At 53.4% G+C, this 17,061-nt stretch carries 20 protein-coding genes; 17 read left to right on the forward strand and 3 right to left on the reverse strand.

Annotated features, from left to right (window positions below; all coding sequences use genetic code 11):
• Positions 1–24: 24 nt before the first annotated feature.
• From FBF26_01180 to FBF26_01205, 6 genes are all read left to right on the forward strand, one after another.
• Complete coding sequence (locus tag FBF26_01180; protein QJU09876.1) at positions 25–1,104, forward strand: peptide chain release factor 2; 1,080 nt, start codon at positions 25–27, stop codon at positions 1,102–1,104.
• Positions 1,105–1,163: 59 nt separating this feature from the next.
• Positions 1,164–1,847 (forward strand): cell division ATP-binding protein FtsE, encoded by a 684-nt coding sequence (gene ftsE, locus FBF26_01185; protein ID QJU09877.1) that lies wholly within the window; start codon positions 1,164–1,166, stop codon positions 1,845–1,847.
• A complete protein-coding gene (locus FBF26_01190; GenBank protein ID QJU09878.1) occupies positions 1,844–2,845 on the forward strand; it encodes an FtsX-like permease family protein in 1,002 nt (333 codons plus the stop codon). The genes ftsE and FBF26_01190 overlap by 4 nt, the downstream gene beginning before the upstream one ends.
• Positions 2,846–2,927: 82 nt before the next feature.
• Positions 2,928–4,061, forward strand: a complete 1,134-nt coding sequence (locus FBF26_01195) for a CHAP domain-containing protein (GenBank protein ID QJU09879.1) — start codon at positions 2,928–2,930, stop codon at positions 4,059–4,061.
• 59 nt (positions 4,062–4,120) lie between these two features.
• Positions 4,121–5,299 (forward strand): S41 family peptidase, encoded by a 1,179-nt coding sequence (locus FBF26_01200; protein ID QJU09880.1) that lies wholly within the window; start codon positions 4,121–4,123, stop codon positions 5,297–5,299.
• Between the two features lie 23 nt (positions 5,300–5,322).
• Positions 5,323–5,703 (forward strand): response regulator, encoded by a 381-nt coding sequence (locus FBF26_01205; protein ID QJU09881.1) that lies wholly within the window; start codon positions 5,323–5,325, stop codon positions 5,701–5,703.
• 122 nt (positions 5,704–5,825) lie between these two features.
• Here FBF26_01205 and FBF26_01210 read toward each other — a convergent pair whose 3' ends face one another.
• On the reverse strand, positions 5,826–6,098 hold the full coding sequence (locus FBF26_01210) for a 50S ribosomal protein L27 (GenBank protein QJU09882.1): 273 nt from the start codon (positions 6,096–6,098) through the stop codon (positions 5,826–5,828).
• A gap of 106 nt (positions 6,099–6,204) precedes the next feature.
• On the opposite strand from FBF26_01210, the gene FBF26_01215 reads away from it, so the two are divergent.
• Positions 6,205–6,888 carry a hypothetical protein gene (locus tag FBF26_01215; GenBank protein QJU09883.1) on the forward strand — a complete coding sequence of 228 codons (684 nt, stop codon included), beginning with the start codon at positions 6,205–6,207 and terminating at the stop codon, positions 6,886–6,888.
• Here FBF26_01215 and FBF26_01220 read toward each other — a convergent pair.
• Entirely contained in the window at positions 6,881–8,209 is a 1,329-nt protein-coding gene (locus tag FBF26_01220; protein QJU09884.1) for a hypothetical protein, read from the reverse strand. The genes FBF26_01215 and FBF26_01220 overlap by 8 nt on opposite strands.
• A gap of 31 nt (positions 8,210–8,240) precedes the next feature.
• On the opposite strand from FBF26_01220, the gene FBF26_01225 reads away from it, so the two are divergent.
• The 8 genes from FBF26_01225 to recO all read left to right on the forward strand — a co-directional run bounded on the left by FBF26_01225 (position 8,241) and on the right by recO (position 13,649).
• On the forward strand, positions 8,241–9,338 hold the full coding sequence (locus FBF26_01225) for a flippase-like domain-containing protein (protein QJU09885.1): 1,098 nt from the start codon (positions 8,241–8,243) through the stop codon (positions 9,336–9,338).
• The gene (xseA, locus tag FBF26_01230; GenBank protein QJU09886.1) at positions 9,301–10,410 is read left to right on the forward strand and encodes an exodeoxyribonuclease VII large subunit; all 1,110 of its coding nucleotides are present in this window, start codon (positions 9,301–9,303) and stop codon (positions 10,408–10,410) included. The genes FBF26_01225 and xseA overlap by 38 nt, the downstream gene beginning before the upstream one ends.
• Positions 10,397–10,606 (forward strand): hypothetical protein, encoded by a 210-nt coding sequence (locus FBF26_01235; GenBank protein ID QJU09887.1) that lies wholly within the window; start codon positions 10,397–10,399, stop codon positions 10,604–10,606. The genes xseA and FBF26_01235 overlap by 14 nt, the downstream gene beginning before the upstream one ends.
• Complete coding sequence (locus FBF26_01240) at positions 10,603–11,127, forward strand: hypothetical protein (GenBank protein QJU09888.1); 525 nt, start codon at positions 10,603–10,605, stop codon at positions 11,125–11,127. Before FBF26_01235 ends, FBF26_01240 begins: the two co-directional genes overlap by 4 nt.
• A gap of 15 nt (positions 11,128–11,142) precedes the next feature.
• Entirely contained in the window at positions 11,143–11,811 is a 669-nt protein-coding gene (locus tag FBF26_01245; GenBank protein ID QJU09889.1) for a hypothetical protein, read from the forward strand.
• An 85-nt stretch (positions 11,812–11,896) separates the two neighbouring features.
• A complete protein-coding gene (locus FBF26_01250; GenBank protein QJU09890.1) occupies positions 11,897–12,610 on the forward strand; it encodes a HAMP domain-containing histidine kinase in 714 nt (237 codons plus the stop codon).
• Positions 12,604–12,975, forward strand: a complete 372-nt coding sequence (locus FBF26_01255) for a response regulator (protein QJU09891.1) — start codon at positions 12,604–12,606, stop codon at positions 12,973–12,975. Before FBF26_01250 ends, FBF26_01255 begins: the two co-directional genes overlap by 7 nt.
• Positions 12,972–13,649, forward strand: a complete 678-nt coding sequence (recO, locus tag FBF26_01260) for a DNA repair protein RecO (GenBank protein QJU09892.1) — start codon at positions 12,972–12,974, stop codon at positions 13,647–13,649. Before FBF26_01255 ends, recO begins: the two co-directional genes overlap by 4 nt.
• On the opposite strand, the gene FBF26_01265 is transcribed toward recO, so the two are convergent.
• Positions 13,627–14,637, reverse strand: coding sequence for a hypothetical protein (locus FBF26_01265; GenBank protein ID QJU09893.1), 1,011 nt, complete (start codon positions 14,635–14,637; stop codon positions 13,627–13,629). The two genes, recO and FBF26_01265, sit on opposite strands and share 23 nt — an antisense overlap.
• Positions 14,638–14,691: 54 nt before the next feature.
• On the opposite strand from FBF26_01265, the gene FBF26_01270 reads away from it, so the two are divergent.
• Both FBF26_01270 and FBF26_01275 read left to right on the forward strand, forming a co-directional pair.
• Positions 14,692–16,347: a glycine--tRNA ligase gene (locus tag FBF26_01270; protein QJU09894.1), complete on the forward strand. Its 1,656-nt coding sequence runs from the start codon at positions 14,692–14,694 to the stop codon at positions 16,345–16,347.
• Between the two features lie 44 nt (positions 16,348–16,391).
• Positions 16,392–17,009, forward strand: a complete 618-nt coding sequence (locus FBF26_01275; protein QJU09895.1) for a hypothetical protein — start codon at positions 16,392–16,394, stop codon at positions 17,007–17,009.
• Positions 17,010–17,061: the final 52 nt, after the last annotated feature.

A 17,061-nucleotide genomic window follows, 5' to 3' on the forward strand; every position in this document is an offset into this window, starting at 1 on the left:
AGCAAAATTGTTACAATGGTATCCATGCAGCCACTCAAAAAACACATCCAAACCCTGCGATCAGAAGTAGAACAGGCCAAGGCGGCGCTGGATTTTGCGGCACTGGAGCAGGAGCTGGCGGCGCTGGATGAGCGACTTAACCAGCCAGAGATTTGGCACAATCCAGACGAGGCGCAGACACTGGCCAAAAAGGCGGCTAGTGTGCGTCAGACGGTTGAGCCGTGGCAGACGCTGGGGGTGCAGCTAGCGGATATTGCTGAGTTGATGGAGCTGGGCGACGATGATTTATTGCCGGAGTTTGAGGCGCAGGTGGCGGCATTAGAGCAAGAATTTACCCGGCGCAAGACTGATTTATTATTCAGTGGCCCGTACGACAACCGCGAGGCGGTAGTACGAATTTCGGCGGGCGTGGGCGGGCTGGACGCTCAGGACTTTGCGGCCATGCTGGAGCGGATGTATCTGCGCTGGGCGGAGAAGTCCGGGATGAAAGCTGACACGCTGGAGCGTTCGACCAATGATGATGCCGGGATAAAGACGGCGGTGCTGGAGATTGCTGGGCCGTTTGCGTATGGAAAATTGCGCTCAGAGAACGGCGTGCATCGGCTGGTGCGCCTCAGTCCGTTTAATGCTGATAATTTGCGCCAGACCAGCTTCGCGCTGGTGGAGGTGCTGCCAAAGATTGATACGCCGGATGAAATTGCGATTGACCCGAATGATCTGAGGATTGATGTGTATCGCTCGGGCGGTAAGGGCGGCCAGGGCGTCAATACCACTGATTCGGCGGTGCGGGTGACGCACGTGCCGACGGGAATCACGGTGGCGATTCAGAACGAGCGCTCGCAGATCCAGAATAAAGAGACGGCGCTGAAGATTTTGCGCTCCAAGTTGCTGGCGATGAAGCTGGAGCAGCACGCCGAAACGCTGTCTGATCTCAGGGCTGGCGAGTCAGCCAACTGGGGTAGCCAGATTAGAAATTATGTATTACATCCGTATACACTGGTCAAGGACACCCGCACCAAGCACGAGAATCGCAATGCCCAAGGAGTGCTGGATGGCGATATCGATGAGTTTATGGCGGCTTATTTGCGTGAGTCGCGCGGCTAAATAAAGAGCCAGTATATGCCTATTCGCACCATCCTAAAAAATCTGCTATACTAATGGCAATGATTTTGTTAGATAGGGTTACCAAAACGTATGGCAAGGATAACAAGCCGGCCTTGAACCGGGTGAGTGTTCATGTCAAGCCGGGCGAGTTTGTGATTTTGGTCGGGACGTCCGGTGCGGGGAAGTCGACGCTGCTCAAACTGCTGACCCGCGAGGAAAAGCCGACTGGCGGCAAGATTGTCGTCGGTGGGATTGATTATGACACGCTCAAGGACAAGCATATTCCGCTGCTCCGCCGCAAGATTGGCGTGGTGTTTCAGGATTTCAAACTTTTGCCGAACCGGACGGTGTTTGAAAATGTGGCCTTTGCGCTGGAGATTGCTGGCATGACCAACCGCGAGATCAAATCAACAGTGCCAAAGGTGATCGAGCTGGTGGGCCTGAAAGGCAAGGAAAAGAATTTCCCAAACCAACTGTCTGGCGGTGAGCGCCAACGGGTGGCGATTGCCCGGGCAGTGGTTCGGCAGCCAAAGATCTTGATCGCTGACGAGCCGACTGGTAACCTTGACCCAAAGCATAGCTGGGATATTGTGCGCTTGCTGGAAAAAATTAACAAATACGGCACCACGGTGCTGCTGACCACGCACAATGTCGATATTGTCAATAAGCTCAAGCGCCGGGTGATCACCATTGATCACGGTAAAATTACCTCTGATCAAGCCAAGGGGAGTTACAAGCAATGACCGATATTTCACGTAAAGCCGCCGCCAAGGCGCGCGTCGATCCCAAAGTCCTCAAGCGCACGCGACAACGCCGCCGCCGGGTGCTGACGTTCTGGCGGATGTGCCGATATGGTATCAATAATTTTAGCCGTAACACCTGGCTGACGATTGCAGCGACTGCGGTGATGGCGGTGACACTCTTGATCATTGCCATCACTATGGCCGCTCGGCAGGTGCTGGTTGACTCGGTGGATACGATTTCGCGTAAGGCTGATATGTCGATCTTCCTCAAAGGCTCGACCGAGCAAAAGGTAGTTGACGAGCTAATGTCACGCCTCAGTAAGCTCCATAATGTCGAAAAGGTAACGTATATTTCAGCAGAGCAGGCACGACAAGAACAGATTGAGCAGCACAAGAATGACCCGGCGTTTCTTGAGGCGATCAAAGAATCGAGCAACGAGATGCCAGCGTCACTCCGGGCCTCGCTCAGGGATTTGAATGATCAGCGACCACTGATTGAGTTTACGAAACACGACGAGCTGTACAAAAAACACAAAGACCCCGCCAAAGAGCCGTCGTTCATTGGCGATCGGCGTGATGCGATCAATGCCATTGGTGATTGGGTGCGGTTTGCCAGTATCGCTGGCTCAATCGCCACCGTGGTGTTCGTGGTGATTTCGTCGCTGGTGGTGTTTAACACCATCAGGATGGCAATTTTTAACCGTAAAGACGAGATCCAGATGATGAAGCTGATCGGTGCCGATCGCGGATTTATTCGTGGGCCGTTTATCGTTGAGGCGGTTATGTATGGATTTATCGCGGCACTGGTGGCGTCAGGGGTTGGGTATCTACTGCTGTTCTCAGCGCATGATAAGCTGGCGGTGCGGCTGCCGATGGATAACTTGATGAATATTAGTACCACGTATGCTGGACTGGTGGTGCTGGTGATGATTATGATCGGTGCGGTGATCGGTATCGTCTCATCATTGATCGCGACGCGCAAATACTTAAAATTATAAGTTATTTTGCTGCTGACCCCTGAAGATCCACGAGGCAAAGATGCTTGACGCTGGTATGTCGCTTGTGCTAAAATAAAAGGTAATGAAGATACGGTCCACCACACCAGTTTCGACATCACGAGCCACACGGGCAGCTCTCGTGGCGGTTAGTGCTGTTGTTTTGGGCGCTGGCGTGTTCCAGCTCGGCCCACACGTGTTCGCGCGTGACTATGATGCAGAAATTGATGCCCTCAACCGACAGGCACAGCAGGCGCAGAACGAGGCTAATCGTCTCGGGACGATGGCAGCGACGCTGGAGGAAGAGCTCGGGCGCATTAACGCCCAGATTGATTCGATCCGGGCAGAGATTGCCAAGAGCCAACAAAAGCACGACGCATTGGTTGCGGAGATTGCTAAAAATAAGCTAGCGATTGAAAAGAGCCGCAAGGTCATGGGTAAAATCCTCTCAGATATTTACCTCGATGATCAGATTTCGCCACTCGAGATGTTGGCGAGCTCCAAATCAATCGGCGATTATGTTGATAAGCAGGAGCAACGTAGTAGTTTGCGATCCTCACTGAATGATAAGATCAAGGAAATTAAGGCGCTGCAGGCTAAGTTAGAAGAGAATAAAAAGTCAGTCGAGAATGTGCTCAAAGACCAGAAAGCTCAGCAGACGCAACTAGCGTCCAAGCAGGCAGAGCAGGCCAAGCTGGTTAATGACACCAAGAATGACCAAAATGCTTACGCAGCCCTGGCGACGCAGCGGAATAACCAAGCAGCGAAACTGCGCGAAGAGCAGGCGGCGGCTAACCGACGAGCACTTGGCGGGGTGTCAATTCCGGGTGGTATCCCGGGCGGTGGTGGCTATCCAGGCGTCTGGGCGAATGCACCACTAGATGCTTACGTCGATCCATGGGGCCTATACACGCGCGAATGCGTGAGCTACGTGGCGTGGAAGATCCACAGTACCGGTCGGTTTGTGCCACACTTTGGTGGGGCTGGTAACGCTAATCAGTGGCCATCAACAGCGGCGCGATACGGCATCCAGAGCGGTTCGACACCAAAGGCTGGCGCGGCAGCGGTCATGAATGTTGGCTATTATGGACACGTGATGTACGTCGAGTCGGTTAATGGTGACGGCACAATTACGGTCAGTGACTATAACTTGGCGTGGGACGGTCTGTATCGGAAGTATACGCGTTTAGCCTCGGGTCTAACCTACGTATATTTTTAATAGCACGATGGGTCAATAAAACCCTCGCATCAGCGGGGGTTTTTGTGTACAATAGATATATGACAGAGCAACGGAGGGTAGGAAGGCGGGCTCGCTTGTTTTTGGGCGGGCTGCTGATCGCGATTGTGAGTTTTGTGGCCGGGACACGGTCGGATTTAATTATGGCGCAGGTCGGGTCATTATTTGGCCTCAGGACAGCGACGGGGTCGCTGGATGTATCAACGATGCAGAACGTATATCGTGAGCTCAAGGCTCACTATGATGGCAAGTTGGACGAGCAGGCGCTTGCTCGTGGGGCGGCGCGCGGCATGGTGGCAGCAACGGATGATCCGCATACGGCGTATATGGATCCGGATGAGGCCAAGGAGTTCGAGAAGAGCTTGTCGGGCAATATTGGCGGCGGTATCGGGGCGGAAATCGCTAAGAAACATAATGTGCCGACAATCATCCGACCGCTCAAAAATAGTCCAGCTGAAAAGGCGGGCATTAAAGCCGGCGATGCTATCGTCAAGGTGAATGATACAGTGGTAACTGATATGCCGGTTGATCAAGTGGTGCAGCGCATTCGTGGCGATGTCGGCACGACGGTCAAGTTGGTACTGTCGCGTGGCGGCGAGCGTAAAGATGTAACGGTGACACGCGAGGAGGTTGTCGCGCCGGCTGCCGAGTGGAAGATCGACGGTGAGATCGGTATTTTGACGGTGAGCCGTTTCAATGACGATACCGGCAAGCAAGCGCGCCAAGCCGCCGAGGAATTCCGTTCGGCAGGTGTCAAGAAAGTCATCCTTGACCTCCGAGGAAATCCTGGCGGTACGGTGGCGGCCGCACAGGCGTTAGCGGGGTTGTGGCTCAATCATGAGGTGGTAATGATCCAACGGCGCGGTGAGCAGGTTATCTCGACCGAGAAATCAACCGGCCAGCCGCTCCTCGGTGATATCAAGACGGTTGTGTTGATTAACGGTGGTAGTGCTAGCGCTAGTGAGATTGTGGCGGGGGCGCTCAAGGATCATGGCAAGGCGACGCTGGTTGGCGAAAAAACCTATGGCAAGGGCAGCGTGCAGCGGCCGATTGATCTGGCGGATGGCTCGGTTCTGAAAGTGACTGAGGCGCGCTGGTATACGCCGTATGGCAAGAATATTGATAAGTCGGGCATCGAGCCGGATGTCAAGGTCGAGATGACGGCTGGGGCGGCAGATAATGGGCGTGACCCACAGTTAGAGAAAGCAAAGAGTGTCTAGACTCAAAAAGGGAGGGTAAAGATATGCAACACAGAAAAAAAATACTATTAGTCGAAGATGACACGGCACTGGCGGCAGTCTATCGGTCACGGCTGGAGCTGGAGGGCTTTGAGATTCGTGAGGTGCATAATGGCGAGGATGCGCTGTCGGCAACGGTGGCGTTTCGGCCGGATCTGATCGTGCTGGATGCCATGATGCCGAAAATTAGTGGCTTTGACGTGCTCGATATCCTGCGCAATACGCCAGAAACGACCAACGTGCGGGTGATCATGCTGACGGCGCTCAGTCAGCAGAAAGACCGGGAGCGGGCAGAAGCGCTGGGCGTAGACGAATACCTCGTCAAGTCACAAGTGGTGATCGGCGACGTGGTAGCGCGAGTAAAGCATCATTTGGGTGTGTCGTAGCTGCCTGGAGAAACTAGCCGCTCAAATACTACTAGCGTAGCGGGATAGGCAGCTAAATGAACGGGTGTAATCAAATGGGTGCAATCTGGACGCCGGGATAGCAGGTCATAGAATAGTACTGGCTAGCCGACGCAAACCTGAGTGCGTCGCTCGGTTTTGCCGGTGAATTTGGTTTTCTTGACCTGCTTGAAGGTAACGACACCAGACTTGGCAGCGTGGATGGTGTAGTTGCGGCTCATGTATGCGCCCTCACCAGCGACCTTGGTAGCGCCTGTTTGGCGGACGAGTACTTCGCCAGCATTAACTTTTTGGCCGCCGAAGCGCTTGACGCCGAGGCGTTGGCCGGGGTTGTTGTGGATGTTTTTACTTGAGCCACCAGCTTTGACTTTTGACATTGAAACTCCTTAAATTTTCTAAACCTAATCCGTACCAGTATAAGTGACGGCTGATAAAAAGTCAAGGGCTTTACATGATTAGGCGGGTGTTATATAACTAGGTGCTATGAACGAGCAGAATATGACGGAAATAGAGGCTCGGTTGGGCGAGCCGGTAAATAGAAGAACGCTACTGCTGGGTCTCTTGGGTGCTGGTGCGGTAGGGGCATTAGGGGGTGCCTTGTACGAATCTCAAGAGAAGCCTCGCGATGGAGAGGCGCTCCAAGCATTGCACGCGATAGAGGTGGCGACGGCGGAAATTGCTGAGCGCGGCGTCAATGGCCAGACAACCTCAGAAGAGACGATCGCAGCGATGCTGCAGCGTGAGAGTGGTGCAATGGTAAAGATTGAGGTGGCGCTTTCCGAGCCGCTGGCGCACTATGCTGCGGACGAGGGGCCGTATGCGTCAGCCGGGGCAAATATGGTGGACGGACTGCTGGGTCAGATCGGGCGGGAGGTGTTTGCTGGTACCGATCAACAGATGACGACGGAAATGACCGAGCAGGCGCGGCCGACATTGGCATTTTTGCTTGTGGCGTTGAATCAGCGGCGGATCGGTCTGGGCGCTAGGGATCTACTGGCGATGTGTCAGCAGTATCATCAGGAGGCGATCACTCCTTCTGCGGCCAAGCAAATGGCAGAGGCGCGTCAAGTGCAGCTTGATCTTTTGGAAAAGGAATTGGTGGGTCGTTTGGGACAGCTCGCAGACTATGATCCGGCGTTACGGCTTAATCGTCCGGTGCTTAGGTAGTCTGTAGGATCAGTAGCTCGCGGGCGACGACCTGGTCGGGGCGGCGATAGATGAGCGGTGTACGACGGTTGAGATGGTGATAATCGAGCTTTTGGAGGTGCTTTATTAGCGGCAGATGAGTGGCGTGACCGGACGCGTCGTACCACGCTGGCACGGCGATACACAGCGGTGTGTTTGGCGCTAGTTGAGGGCGGATATTAGTGAGGAAGCCGGTGATAATGTGATTACAGTTGCCGGCAACTTCTGCTAGTTTTTGAGGCGCGGGCGGTGCGGAAAAGGGCTGGCCAAGGTAGGTCTCGCAGACGACGGCAGTGAGGTGCGTGCTGTTTGACCAGTGGTGCGTGGTGGCATCGGCTTGATGAATGTCAATAACGCGGCCAATAGGGTGGCTGGGCGCGGTGAACGTCGATTGCAACCACGACAGGTTCTCGGTGGTGTAATCAACCATTTTCTGGCTGAGGTCGGTGCCGACGACGTCGTAACCCGCGAGCAGCGCTTCTTGCAGAACGGTGCCGGTGCCGCAGAACGGGTCAAGGATTAGGGGATGCCGTCTGTCAACCTCTGTTGCGAGGTCGGATTCCAGTCTCTCCGACAAGTCGATAGTTCTGCGGACGGCGTTGCCGGATGCATTCGACTTGGAGGAGATGGCTGGAATCCGACCCGTGCACGATTTTTGACCGGTCAGCGGTCCGGCACCCAGTGCCAAATTCAGCATAATCTGCGCTAATTTGGGCGGCAGCATGCCAACGAAGGCGTCGCGCTTGGGACGATGGCGGTCGCGGCGGGTGTAGGCGGTGATATTCTGGACGCCGCGGCTCTCGGCGATGACGAGGCGGCGGTCGGTCGTTTTGATGAGCAGCAGCTCGACTTTATAGGGTGACCCACCAAGCTTGTTATTGTGTGCGGTAGCAGTGGAGAGAGCGGGCTGGTCATTCGGGATGAGACGGAGGCTGGTACCCAATTTTTTGAGGGATGATTTGAGGATCAGACCGGTTTTTTGGACATCGCGGGCGGCGATAGCCAGGCCATAGGCGCTGAGGCCGAGGGTGATTTTATGCGGCGAGTGTGCCCACTTGGCTTGATAATGCCGGGTGATGAAGCGCGAAGCGGCGAGGAGCGAGGCTTTATCAGTGCGGCTGGCCGGCAGGTCGGTGATCACTTTGGCGCATTTGATGGTGCCGCCCAATGTGGTAATGTCGAATTGAGACGTTTGAACCTCGGCGAATTGCTGGCTGATACGATTGACATTATCCATACCAAACACCGCTGCAAGTTCGGCGAGTGAGATCTCTGGCTGGCGGCCAAGCAGGGCGATGTGCATGGTTTGATTATAGCAAAAACTGCGTGATATAATGGGAGATATGGTATCGAAAAGGATACGGAAGTTTCTGGAGGCATGTAAATCACCGCGGACGATCATGAGCCTTGTGACGCTGGCGGTGCTGGTGCTGATCATTTTTCTGTCGCGCGCCGAGCTAGCGCGGGCATGGGAATTACTTGGCCGGGCGAATATCTGGCTATTGATGCTACTGGTGCCGTTTCAGATTATCGTGTATTTCGCGGGCGGCGAGATGATTTTTGCCTATCTTCGCGACAAAAAACTGATCGGGCATATCTCGCGGTTTGAGCAGACGCGGATTGCACTGGAACTGAATCTGGTCAATCACATTTTTCCGTCAGGTGGCGTCAGCGGCATCTCCTACACGACGTGGCGGATGCACAAGCTCGGCGTCAGCTCGGCGCGCTCGACCTTTGCCCAGGTGATCCGTTACGTGACGGGCTTTTTGTCGCTGATGGTGCTGCTGATATTGGCGGTGCTGATCTTGTCAATTGATGGGCAGGTCAACCGCTACATCGTAACGTCAAGTTTCTTTTTAGTGCTGGTGGTGCTGGCGCTAACATTTGGGCTGATTTTTATGTTCTCGTCACGCAAGCGGATGCACAATACGGCGGTGCGGGTGTCGCGAGTCGTGAATGCAGTGGTGCGTTGGGCGACGCTGGGCAAGATCAAGCGGCTGCTGGTTTCGACGAAAATTGAGGCATTTTTTGCTGAGATGCATGATGATTTCGTGGAACTGTCAGAACATCGGCGCCTACTCATCAAGCCGCTGGTCTGGGGCGCGATTTATGCCATTTTTGATGTGTTGATGTTCATCGTGGCCTTTTGGGCGCTGGGCGTGTCGGTCAATCCGGCGGTGCTGATCATCGGCTACGGCGTGGCGGGGCTAGCGAGCCTGGTGGCCTTTACGCCGGGTGGTGCGGGCGTGTACGAAGCAATTATGATCGTTTTCTTGAGTATGACCGGTGTGGCGCCGGACGTTGCCATCGCTGGGATTGTGCTGACGCGGGTGATCTTGCTCGCGGGAACGATTATCTTTGGGTATATGTTCTATCAGCACGCGCTGATCAAATATGGGCAGCCAGATGATGACGATGGCGCCGCGGTTTAGCGTTAGCGATTTTGTAGCGGTCGTCAATCAGGTGCTGGAGACGGCTGTCCCAGTCGTCGAGGTTGAAGGCGAGATCGCCGAGTTCACCATGCGTCAGCAGAAGTTTGTCTTTTTTACGCTCAAGGACAGTGAGAGTGCGGTCAATTGTTTCATGATGGCCTGGCAGCTCAGGACGCCGATCGAGGAAGGGATGCGCGTGGTGGTGCGAGCTTCGGCCAAGCTCACTGCCAAGGGTAAGTTTAGCCTAACGGTACAAGAGATCAAGCCGCTGGGCGCGGGTCACCTCAAACGCAGCGCTGAGTTACTCAAGGCGAAATTAGCAGCCGAAGGGCTGTTTGATGCGGAACGCAAGCGCCCCTTACCGCCATATCCTGCTCGCGTAGCCGTTATTTCTAGTACGCAGGCGGCAGGCTACGCCGATTTTATGAAAATTGCTGGTGAGCGCTGGGGTGGAGTGAAATTTATTGTCGCTAACGTTAAGGTTCAGGGCGAGGGCGCGGCTGATCAGGCGGTGCGGGCGATTGCCCATTGTAATCAACTGGCGGAGCCGCCGGAGGTGATTGTGCTGATTCGTGGCGGCGGTAGCGCGGAGGACCTGGCGAGTTTCAATGATGAATGCTTGGTGCGAGCGGTGGCTGGCAGCCGCGTGCCAGTGCTGACTGGTATCGGGCACGAGGTTGACGAGAGTTTGTGCGATCTGGCGGCCGATGTGTGGGCGGCCACGCCGAGCAATGCGGCGCAGCTATTATTTCCGGACAAACACGAGGTGGGGCGGCAGTTAGCGTTGCGGCTGGGTGGCGTGACGGAAGTGATTCGGCAGCAGATTCAGGAGCGGCGCCTTCACGTAACAATGTTGCAACAAGCGGCGCTCGAACAGTGGTCTCACCGCGTCGAGATCGCTATAAATAGGGCATTGTCGCAACAACGGATGATTGCTGAGTACGACCCAGAGATGGCGCTGCGGCGCGGTTACGCGATGATCAGCGGCGACCGTCAAATTGGTAGTATTGTAAAGATTACAACAAAAGATAAGATCATGAAAGCGAGGATTGAGAGTAGTGAAAAACGATAAGACGAATGAGAAAACGATTGAGCAGATGATGGCGGAGCTGAACGAGAGAATTGCGTGGTTTCAGGGCGATGACTTTAATCTGGACGAGGCCAAACAGCGTTTTGTTGAGGCGCGGCAGCTGGCGCAAGACATTACGGCGGCGCTGGACAATATGCAGCACGACATTACAGTGCTTAGCGAGGATTTTAGCGCGTGATATGGCTGCTGTGGCTTGGTGGCGCGATTCTGATGATCTTTGCGCTGCCAGCATTGATCGGTGCGCCGTATGTGCCGTCACGGTCGCGCGAAGTACAGCGGCTGTTTGCTGAGGCGCTGCCGCTCGGTAAAGGCGACGTGGTGCTTGATATCGGATCGGGCGACGGTGTGGTGCTGATGGCGGCAGCTCAGCAGGGTGCGCGGGCGATTGGCTATGAGATTAATCCATTCCTGGTGTTGATATCGCGCTGGCGGCTGCGGAAATTACCGGGCGCGCAGGTGCGCTGGGCGAACATCTGGCGGCAGCCGGTGCTCGACAAGGTGACGGTGATGTACACCTTTGGCGATGGCCGCGATATCGCAAAGATGTTTCAGCTGGCTGAGCGTCAAGCGGCCGCCCAGACCGAGCCGTTGACTTTCGTGAGCTACGGATTTGCTATCCCCGGCACGCAGCCGACAAAAGAATACCACGGCTATTTTTTCTATCGGCTGCCGGGAGGCTTTACATCGCCCGAAGCATAAGCTATACTGATGCATATGAGTAGAAAAACAGAGATGGAACAGGGATATGTCAATAGCTGGATGATTGTGGCGATTAGTGCGATTGTGCTGTTCGTGGCGGCTGGTAGTGCGGCGATCTGGGCGTACCTCGCATATTCACAGGAAAAAACTGCGGTCGAGAGCCGGATGGCGGTAGCTTCGGCCAAGGCGCGCGAAGAGCAATCAAAGGCTGACCGCGAGAAATTTAATGAAGAGGCCAAAAACCCGCGTATTGAATTCGTCGGCCCCGAGCAGTACGGACGCGTGTCGTTTATGTACCCAAAGACCTGGAGTGTTTACGTAGCGGCTGACGGCGGTGATCGCGGCGACTATAAAGCGTATCTCCATCCGGTTATCGTACCGCCGACAAATACACATAGTAGCAACCAAAACAAGTTTGCGCTGCGCCTCGAAATCCTCAATAGTGACTTTAATAAGACACTAGATCAGTACGCCAGCTTGCTGAAAAAGGGTGATTTGACCTCGAGTAGCGTCGAATATAACGGTAATACCGCCACGCGCATTGACGGTGCGTTTAGTAAGGATCTGCGCGGCTCGGTGGTGCTGATGAAGGTGCGCGACAAGACGCTGCGTTTTTCAACCGACGCTGATACGTTCAAGCCAGATTTTGAGGCTATTCTCAAGACAGTGAAATTTGTACAGTAATCTCTCTCGGTCGCGGCTGGTGCATGAAATGATACAGAGCGGCAGCGGTTCTTTTTGGCGCCTCGATTTGCTATACTAGAGATATATGGTGCAGCCACAGTGGAGTGATAAGGAGTTTACCGCGATGCCGAGCATAGCGGTGGCGGCGCATGAGCTGAAGGCACCGCTGGCGTTGATTCGGCAGATGAGTTTACTGATCGAGGATGGTCGGCTTAGTCCAGCCGAGGCACAGTTGATGCAGCGACGGCTGACGCTAACGGCGGAGCGCTCGCTGGCCTTGGTACAGGACTTAGCGCGTACCGTGAATGTGCAGCCAACGCTGTTTCCGCTGGAGCCGGTTAATCCACTGGCGCTACTGACCCAATTGGCGCACCAGTCGCGCGATATGCTGCGGCTGTATGACCGACGGGTGACGTGGCCGCGGGCGGGCAAGAAGCGGCTGGTGGTGGCCAATCCATTGCTGCTTGGGCGGATCATGACGAATTTTCTCGATAATGCGATGCGCTACAGCGAGGCTGGGGCAGTAATTCGCGTGACCATGCATCAGGCAGGGACGATGGTGCGGCTGGGTGTACGGGATTTTGGGCCGATGATGAGCCTGGCTGAGTATCGGCGGCTGGTGGATGAGATGACTACGCGTAAATCAGTCAGAACCCGACCGGACAGTAGTGGCCTCGGAGTGTATATCGCTGCAACGTTCGCGCGGGCGATGGGCGGGCAGATCGGGCTGATACGCCACCGAGACGGACTGACGTTTTATGTTGATGTGCCGCTCAGCGAGCAGATGAGCTTATTGTGAAAAAACTCCTGATCATCGAGGATGATCCGCAGTGGGCGGCGGTGCTGGAGCGGTATGCGCTGGAGGCGGGGTATACGGCCCGGACAGTGGTGGCGGCTGGACAGGCGATAGCGATGCTTGATGAGTGGCGGCCGGATGGCTTGGTGCTCGATATGCTGCTGGCGGGTGAGACAGGGATGGCGCTACTGAATGAACTGCAAAGCCATGAGGATCTGGTACGGTTGCCGGTGGTAGTGTGTAGTAATGTAGTGCTTGACCCTGATCAGCTGCGGCCATTTGGCGTGTGGGCGGTGCTTGATAAGGCGCGAATGACGCCCGATGACGTACGGGCTGCCCTCAGCGTGCTAGGTGAGGAGACTGAATGAAAGACGGCGAGCGACTTAAGGCGATTGTGCTCCGGCGGACGGATTATGCGGAAGCTGATCGGGTATTGCAGTTACTAACGCCCCAGGGGCGGCGGGCGGTGATCGCCAAGGGGGTGCGCCGCGAGCGGAGCAAGCTGGCCGGCGGTATTGAGCTACTGGCGCTGTGTGACGTGGTGATTCGTTCGGGCCGTGGTGAGCTGGGGCTACTGACCAGTGCCAGGCTCAGCGCGTTTTATCGGCATATCCTCGAGGATTATGAGCGGATGCAGTTTGCTTACCAAGCGCTCAAGCTGGTGGCACAGGCGACCGAGACCGTTGATGGGCCGGAGTGGTTCGCGGTGCTGAGTCAGGTGCTGGCGTGGCTTGATCGGCCGGCGGTTGATCGGCTACTGGTCGAGACGTGGTTTTATATGCAGTACGCTGGGCTGCTGGGCGATGAGCTGAATCTACGCACTGACGTGGCCGGGCGGACGCTCGCGAGCGATAAATCATACATGTACGATCCAAGCGAAAAAGCCCTAAGGCCAAGCGAGCAAGGTGACCTAACGGCCGATCACATCAAGCTGCTGCGCCTCATCCAGGCCAAGCCGCTAGAAAATCTCACCCACATCGGCGGCCTCGGCCCAGTCATCGCTAGCTGCTGGCTGGTGGCTAGGCAGCATGCGGCGGTGTAGTGTGTTCGACGGCAACTGCACCTAGGTAATCTGCTAATTTAGTGGGCAACATATCACCGGTTAGTACTTCTTGTTCCTTGCTGTACAATGAACAAAAATACTTCGCTTTTTCGTATAGGTTTTTCGCTATACCGGGTTTCATGATGCTATATCGCGTATCGTTCTCAAGACTAGTGGCAAGTTCTGATAACTTCATGATAGCGTCGGCTCGCCGGTTAGTGCTTTCCTCCTCGCTATAATGGCCAAGCTCGGCCAGGTCATGCGTAATCTGGGCGGCTCGCAGTCTGAGAAAGCCGGTGAAAAGGGCTGTCTTAGCGTCAACTAACATCTCGGCAATACGCTCGCCGACGACTGACAGAAGCGCCACTTTCTGTTCCTTGTCGATTTGTTGATGAGCATAATCGAAAACCGCCTGAATATCTGAGAGGCGTGATGATTTCTGGAGCCATAGTCTAGCCAAGGAGCTAGCTTCCTTTTCATTGACTATCTCTCGTAATGCTGGTGCAATACATATTTCAGGTGCGGTGGGGCACTGTTGGTTCTTTGTTGCATGCCATACGTTATCAAATAACCGAGAGGAAGGCAAACCAGGAGTATTGCCGGGAGTGATGCTATCAAAGGATGTGCGATATTGCTCGAAAGCGACAGCAGCGCGCTCTCGTAGTGTTTCTGGCGTGGCGTCTCCAATGATACTCTTATCGGTATTAGTCTCAAGGAGTTTTTCAAGATAACTAGCGCCAATTAGTAGCTTTTGGATGTCCATTAGCCAGTAAATACGATTATCTAGATCTGGTGGGTAGTCAGTGAGAGTATTAAAATTCTGCCAAAACTCAGTCAGCTTTTGTTCGGGGGTGAGTTCTGGGTTACCGATGAGCATCTCCAGTTGCTGAACGAGATCACCCGTGGATACTTTAGGAAAGGTCAAGTCAGGGTTATTGGTTGGACTCTCGCCAATAGTATTATGTGGTTGTGCGTATTTTTCACCCATATCACCTGCTTCCCTCGGCTCTTATTTTTTAAGCGTACCACGATAATTAAAGATATGTCAAATGTGCTATACTGGAGCAATAATGATGACAATCGTCGCGTTGCCAACGCGGAGAAAGGGAAGACTGTGAGTACTACAAAAATGGAAGATATTATCAGCCTGTGTAAGCGTCGCGGCTTTATTTATCAGGGGTCGGACGTGTATGGCGGCTTGAGCGGTACCTGGGATTACGGTCCGCTGGGCGTGCAGCTGAAGCGTAATATCATGAATTTATGGTGGCGACGGTTTGTTGATGAGCGCGACGATATGTACGGCGTTGATGCGGCGATTTTGATGAATCAGAAAGTCTGGCAGGCGAGTGGACATGTGGATACGTTCTCTGACCCATTGGTGGAGTGCAATCACTGCAAGGCGCGCTTTCGTGAAGATCATCTGCTCAAAGATCAACAGGAAAAGTTGGACGAGTACGAGGCTCTCACCGACAAGATCCAATGGTATCGCGAGCATACCACGGCGCCGAATTTTTATGACGAGATCAAAGAAAAAGAGCCCGAGTTGTTCAAGAAAATACTGGACATGGAGCTTGGCCCAAGTGAGATTGACCTCGAGGAGGCCAGTGATTTTGGGCTGAAAGAGTGGTCGCATGTACTCAGAGTGATTAAATGTCCTAACTGTGGTACGCGAGGTAATTTTAGTGAGCCGCGACAGTTTAACATGATGTTCAAGACATTTGTCGGTGCTAGCGGGCAAAATGAGCTGGCGATTGATGGGTTGACGGGGGGCGTCGATGGTAAGCGTGGCTCTAGTGGCATGAAAGCGATTACCTACGATCCACAGTCGATTTCTTATCTCCGTCCAGAAACCGCCCAAGGTATCTTCACTAATTTCAAAAACATCGTTGATAGTTTCTACCCAAGCCTGCCATTTGGCATCGCTCAGCAGGGCAAGGCCTTTCGTAATGAAATTGCGCCGCGTGATTTCGTCTTCCGCTCTCGGGAGTTTGAGCAGATGGAGATTGAGTATTTTGTCGACCCTGAGCATTGGCAGGAGGCGTTTGATGAGCTGCTGGCGGCGACGCATGAGTTTTTGACAGAGCTGGGTCTGAAACCAGAGCATATCCACGAGCTGGACGTGCCGGCGGAGGATCGGGCGCACTATAGCAAAAAGACGATCGACATTGAGTACGATTATCCGATTGGTCGTGAGGAGTTGATGGGTATCGCGTATCGCACCGATTTTGACCTGATGAACATTCAGCGCGCCAGCGGCAAGAGCATGGAATACACTGTCAAGGGGACGAACACAAAATTTGTTCCGCACGTCATTGAGCCGAGCTTCGGTGTGGAGCGGGCGCTGATGGCGGTGCTGTCGGGTGCGTACCGCGAGGACGAGCAAAACGGTGAAAAGCGGGTGTATTTGGCGCTGCCAGAACACTTGGCACCAGTTAGATTTGCCGTCTCGCCACTACTCAAAAACAAGCCAGAATTGGTGGAAAAAGCCCGCGAAGTCTACGCGAGCCTCGCCAAAGCCAACCCCGGCCGAGTGATGTGGGACGATAACGGCAACATCGGCAAGCGCTACCGCCGCCAAGACGAAATCGGCACGCCGCACTGCGTGGTGATCGACTTCCAAACACTAGAGGACGGCACCGTCACCGTGCGCGAGCGGGATACGACGGAGCAGCGGCGGGTGAGGGTCGGAGAGCTGTAGATACTAGATATGAAAAAATAAATTAGTTTTGAGGAGCTAAAATATTGATAGAAAGTAGACCTGAGTTTGATAAAATTACATCGTTTGACGAGTTTAATAAATATTATTGGTATCGTGAAGAACTTTCACAGATTTGCAAGTCATTAGGATTAGAATATAGAGGTACAAAACAAGAACTCAATTATATTATTGAGCAGTACTTTAAGGGTAATCTGATTAAAAAATCACTAATAAAAAACGAAACAAAGCAAGTTGAAAATATTACATTAGACACGCCGTTACTTGAATGTGGTTTTTCTTTTAATGCAAAATTCAGAGAATATTTCTCCGCCGTAACAGGTATTACACCTTTTAAATTTACTGCTGATATGGCTACTGCTTGGCGGAAAGTAAAAAGAGAAAAGGATGGCAAATTTACAATCAAAGATATGCTGAAGGTGTATTATGGAGAGTCGGATTATGCCAAGTATGATAATTCGGTTTGTCAATGGAATCAATTTTTAAAGGATTTTAGTGCAGACGAAAATAGTCGCAACTATTCGAACAAATTAAAAGTAGCTTCTATTCTTTGGAAAGAAGTTAGAAATTCAAAAAATGAAAAAATTTATTCAAAGAATCTTTTGACTGAATATGCCAGTAAAATAAAAGAATATCACAATTAGGTAATTACCAACTTGTTAACACCTAATGAGTAGTTAGTAATGGATATTGGAA

The sequence above is a fragment of the Candidatus Saccharibacteria bacterium oral taxon 488 genome (genome assembly GCA_013100825.1).
Classification (GTDB): Bacteria; Patescibacteriota; Saccharimonadia; order Saccharimonadales; family Saccharimonadaceae; genus Nanosynbacter.

Bases quoted from the DNA above. Each gene is read 5' to 3' on its own strand.
- FBF26_01180 (QJU09876.1), top strand. From the start codon at position 25: ATGCAGCCACTCAAAAAACACATCCAAACCCTGCGATCAGAAGTAGAA.
- ftsE (QJU09877.1), top strand. From the start codon at position 1,164: ATGATTTTGTTAGATAGGGTTACCAAAACGTATGGCAAGGATAACAAG.
- FBF26_01190 (QJU09878.1), top strand. From the start codon at position 1,844: ATGACCGATATTTCACGTAAAGCCGCCGCCAAGGCGCGCGTCGATCCC.
- FBF26_01195 (QJU09879.1), top strand. From the start codon at position 2,928: ATGAAGATACGGTCCACCACACCAGTTTCGACATCACGAGCCACACGG.
- FBF26_01200 (QJU09880.1), top strand. From the start codon at position 4,121: ATGACAGAGCAACGGAGGGTAGGAAGGCGGGCTCGCTTGTTTTTGGGC.
- FBF26_01205 (QJU09881.1), top strand. From the start codon at position 5,323: ATGCAACACAGAAAAAAAATACTATTAGTCGAAGATGACACGGCACTG.
- FBF26_01210 (QJU09882.1), bottom strand. From the start codon at position 6,098: ATGTCAAAAGTCAAAGCTGGTGGCTCAAGTAAAAACATCCACAACAAC.
- FBF26_01215 (QJU09883.1), top strand. From the start codon at position 6,205: ATGAACGAGCAGAATATGACGGAAATAGAGGCTCGGTTGGGCGAGCCG.
- FBF26_01220 (QJU09884.1), bottom strand. From the start codon at position 8,209: ATGCACATCGCCCTGCTTGGCCGCCAGCCAGAGATCTCACTCGCCGAA.
- FBF26_01225 (QJU09885.1), top strand. From the start codon at position 8,241: ATGGGAGATATGGTATCGAAAAGGATACGGAAGTTTCTGGAGGCATGT.
- xseA (QJU09886.1), top strand. From the start codon at position 9,301: ATGGGCAGCCAGATGATGACGATGGCGCCGCGGTTTAGCGTTAGCGAT.
- FBF26_01245 (QJU09889.1), top strand. From the start codon at position 11,143: ATGAGTAGAAAAACAGAGATGGAACAGGGATATGTCAATAGCTGGATG.
- FBF26_01250 (QJU09890.1), top strand. From the start codon at position 11,897: ATGGTGCAGCCACAGTGGAGTGATAAGGAGTTTACCGCGATGCCGAGC.
- recO (QJU09892.1), top strand. From the start codon at position 12,972: ATGAAAGACGGCGAGCGACTTAAGGCGATTGTGCTCCGGCGGACGGAT.
- FBF26_01265 (QJU09893.1), bottom strand. From the start codon at position 14,637: ATGGGTGAAAAATACGCACAACCACATAATACTATTGGCGAGAGTCCA.
- FBF26_01270 (QJU09894.1), top strand. From the start codon at position 14,692: ATGTCAAATGTGCTATACTGGAGCAATAATGATGACAATCGTCGCGTT.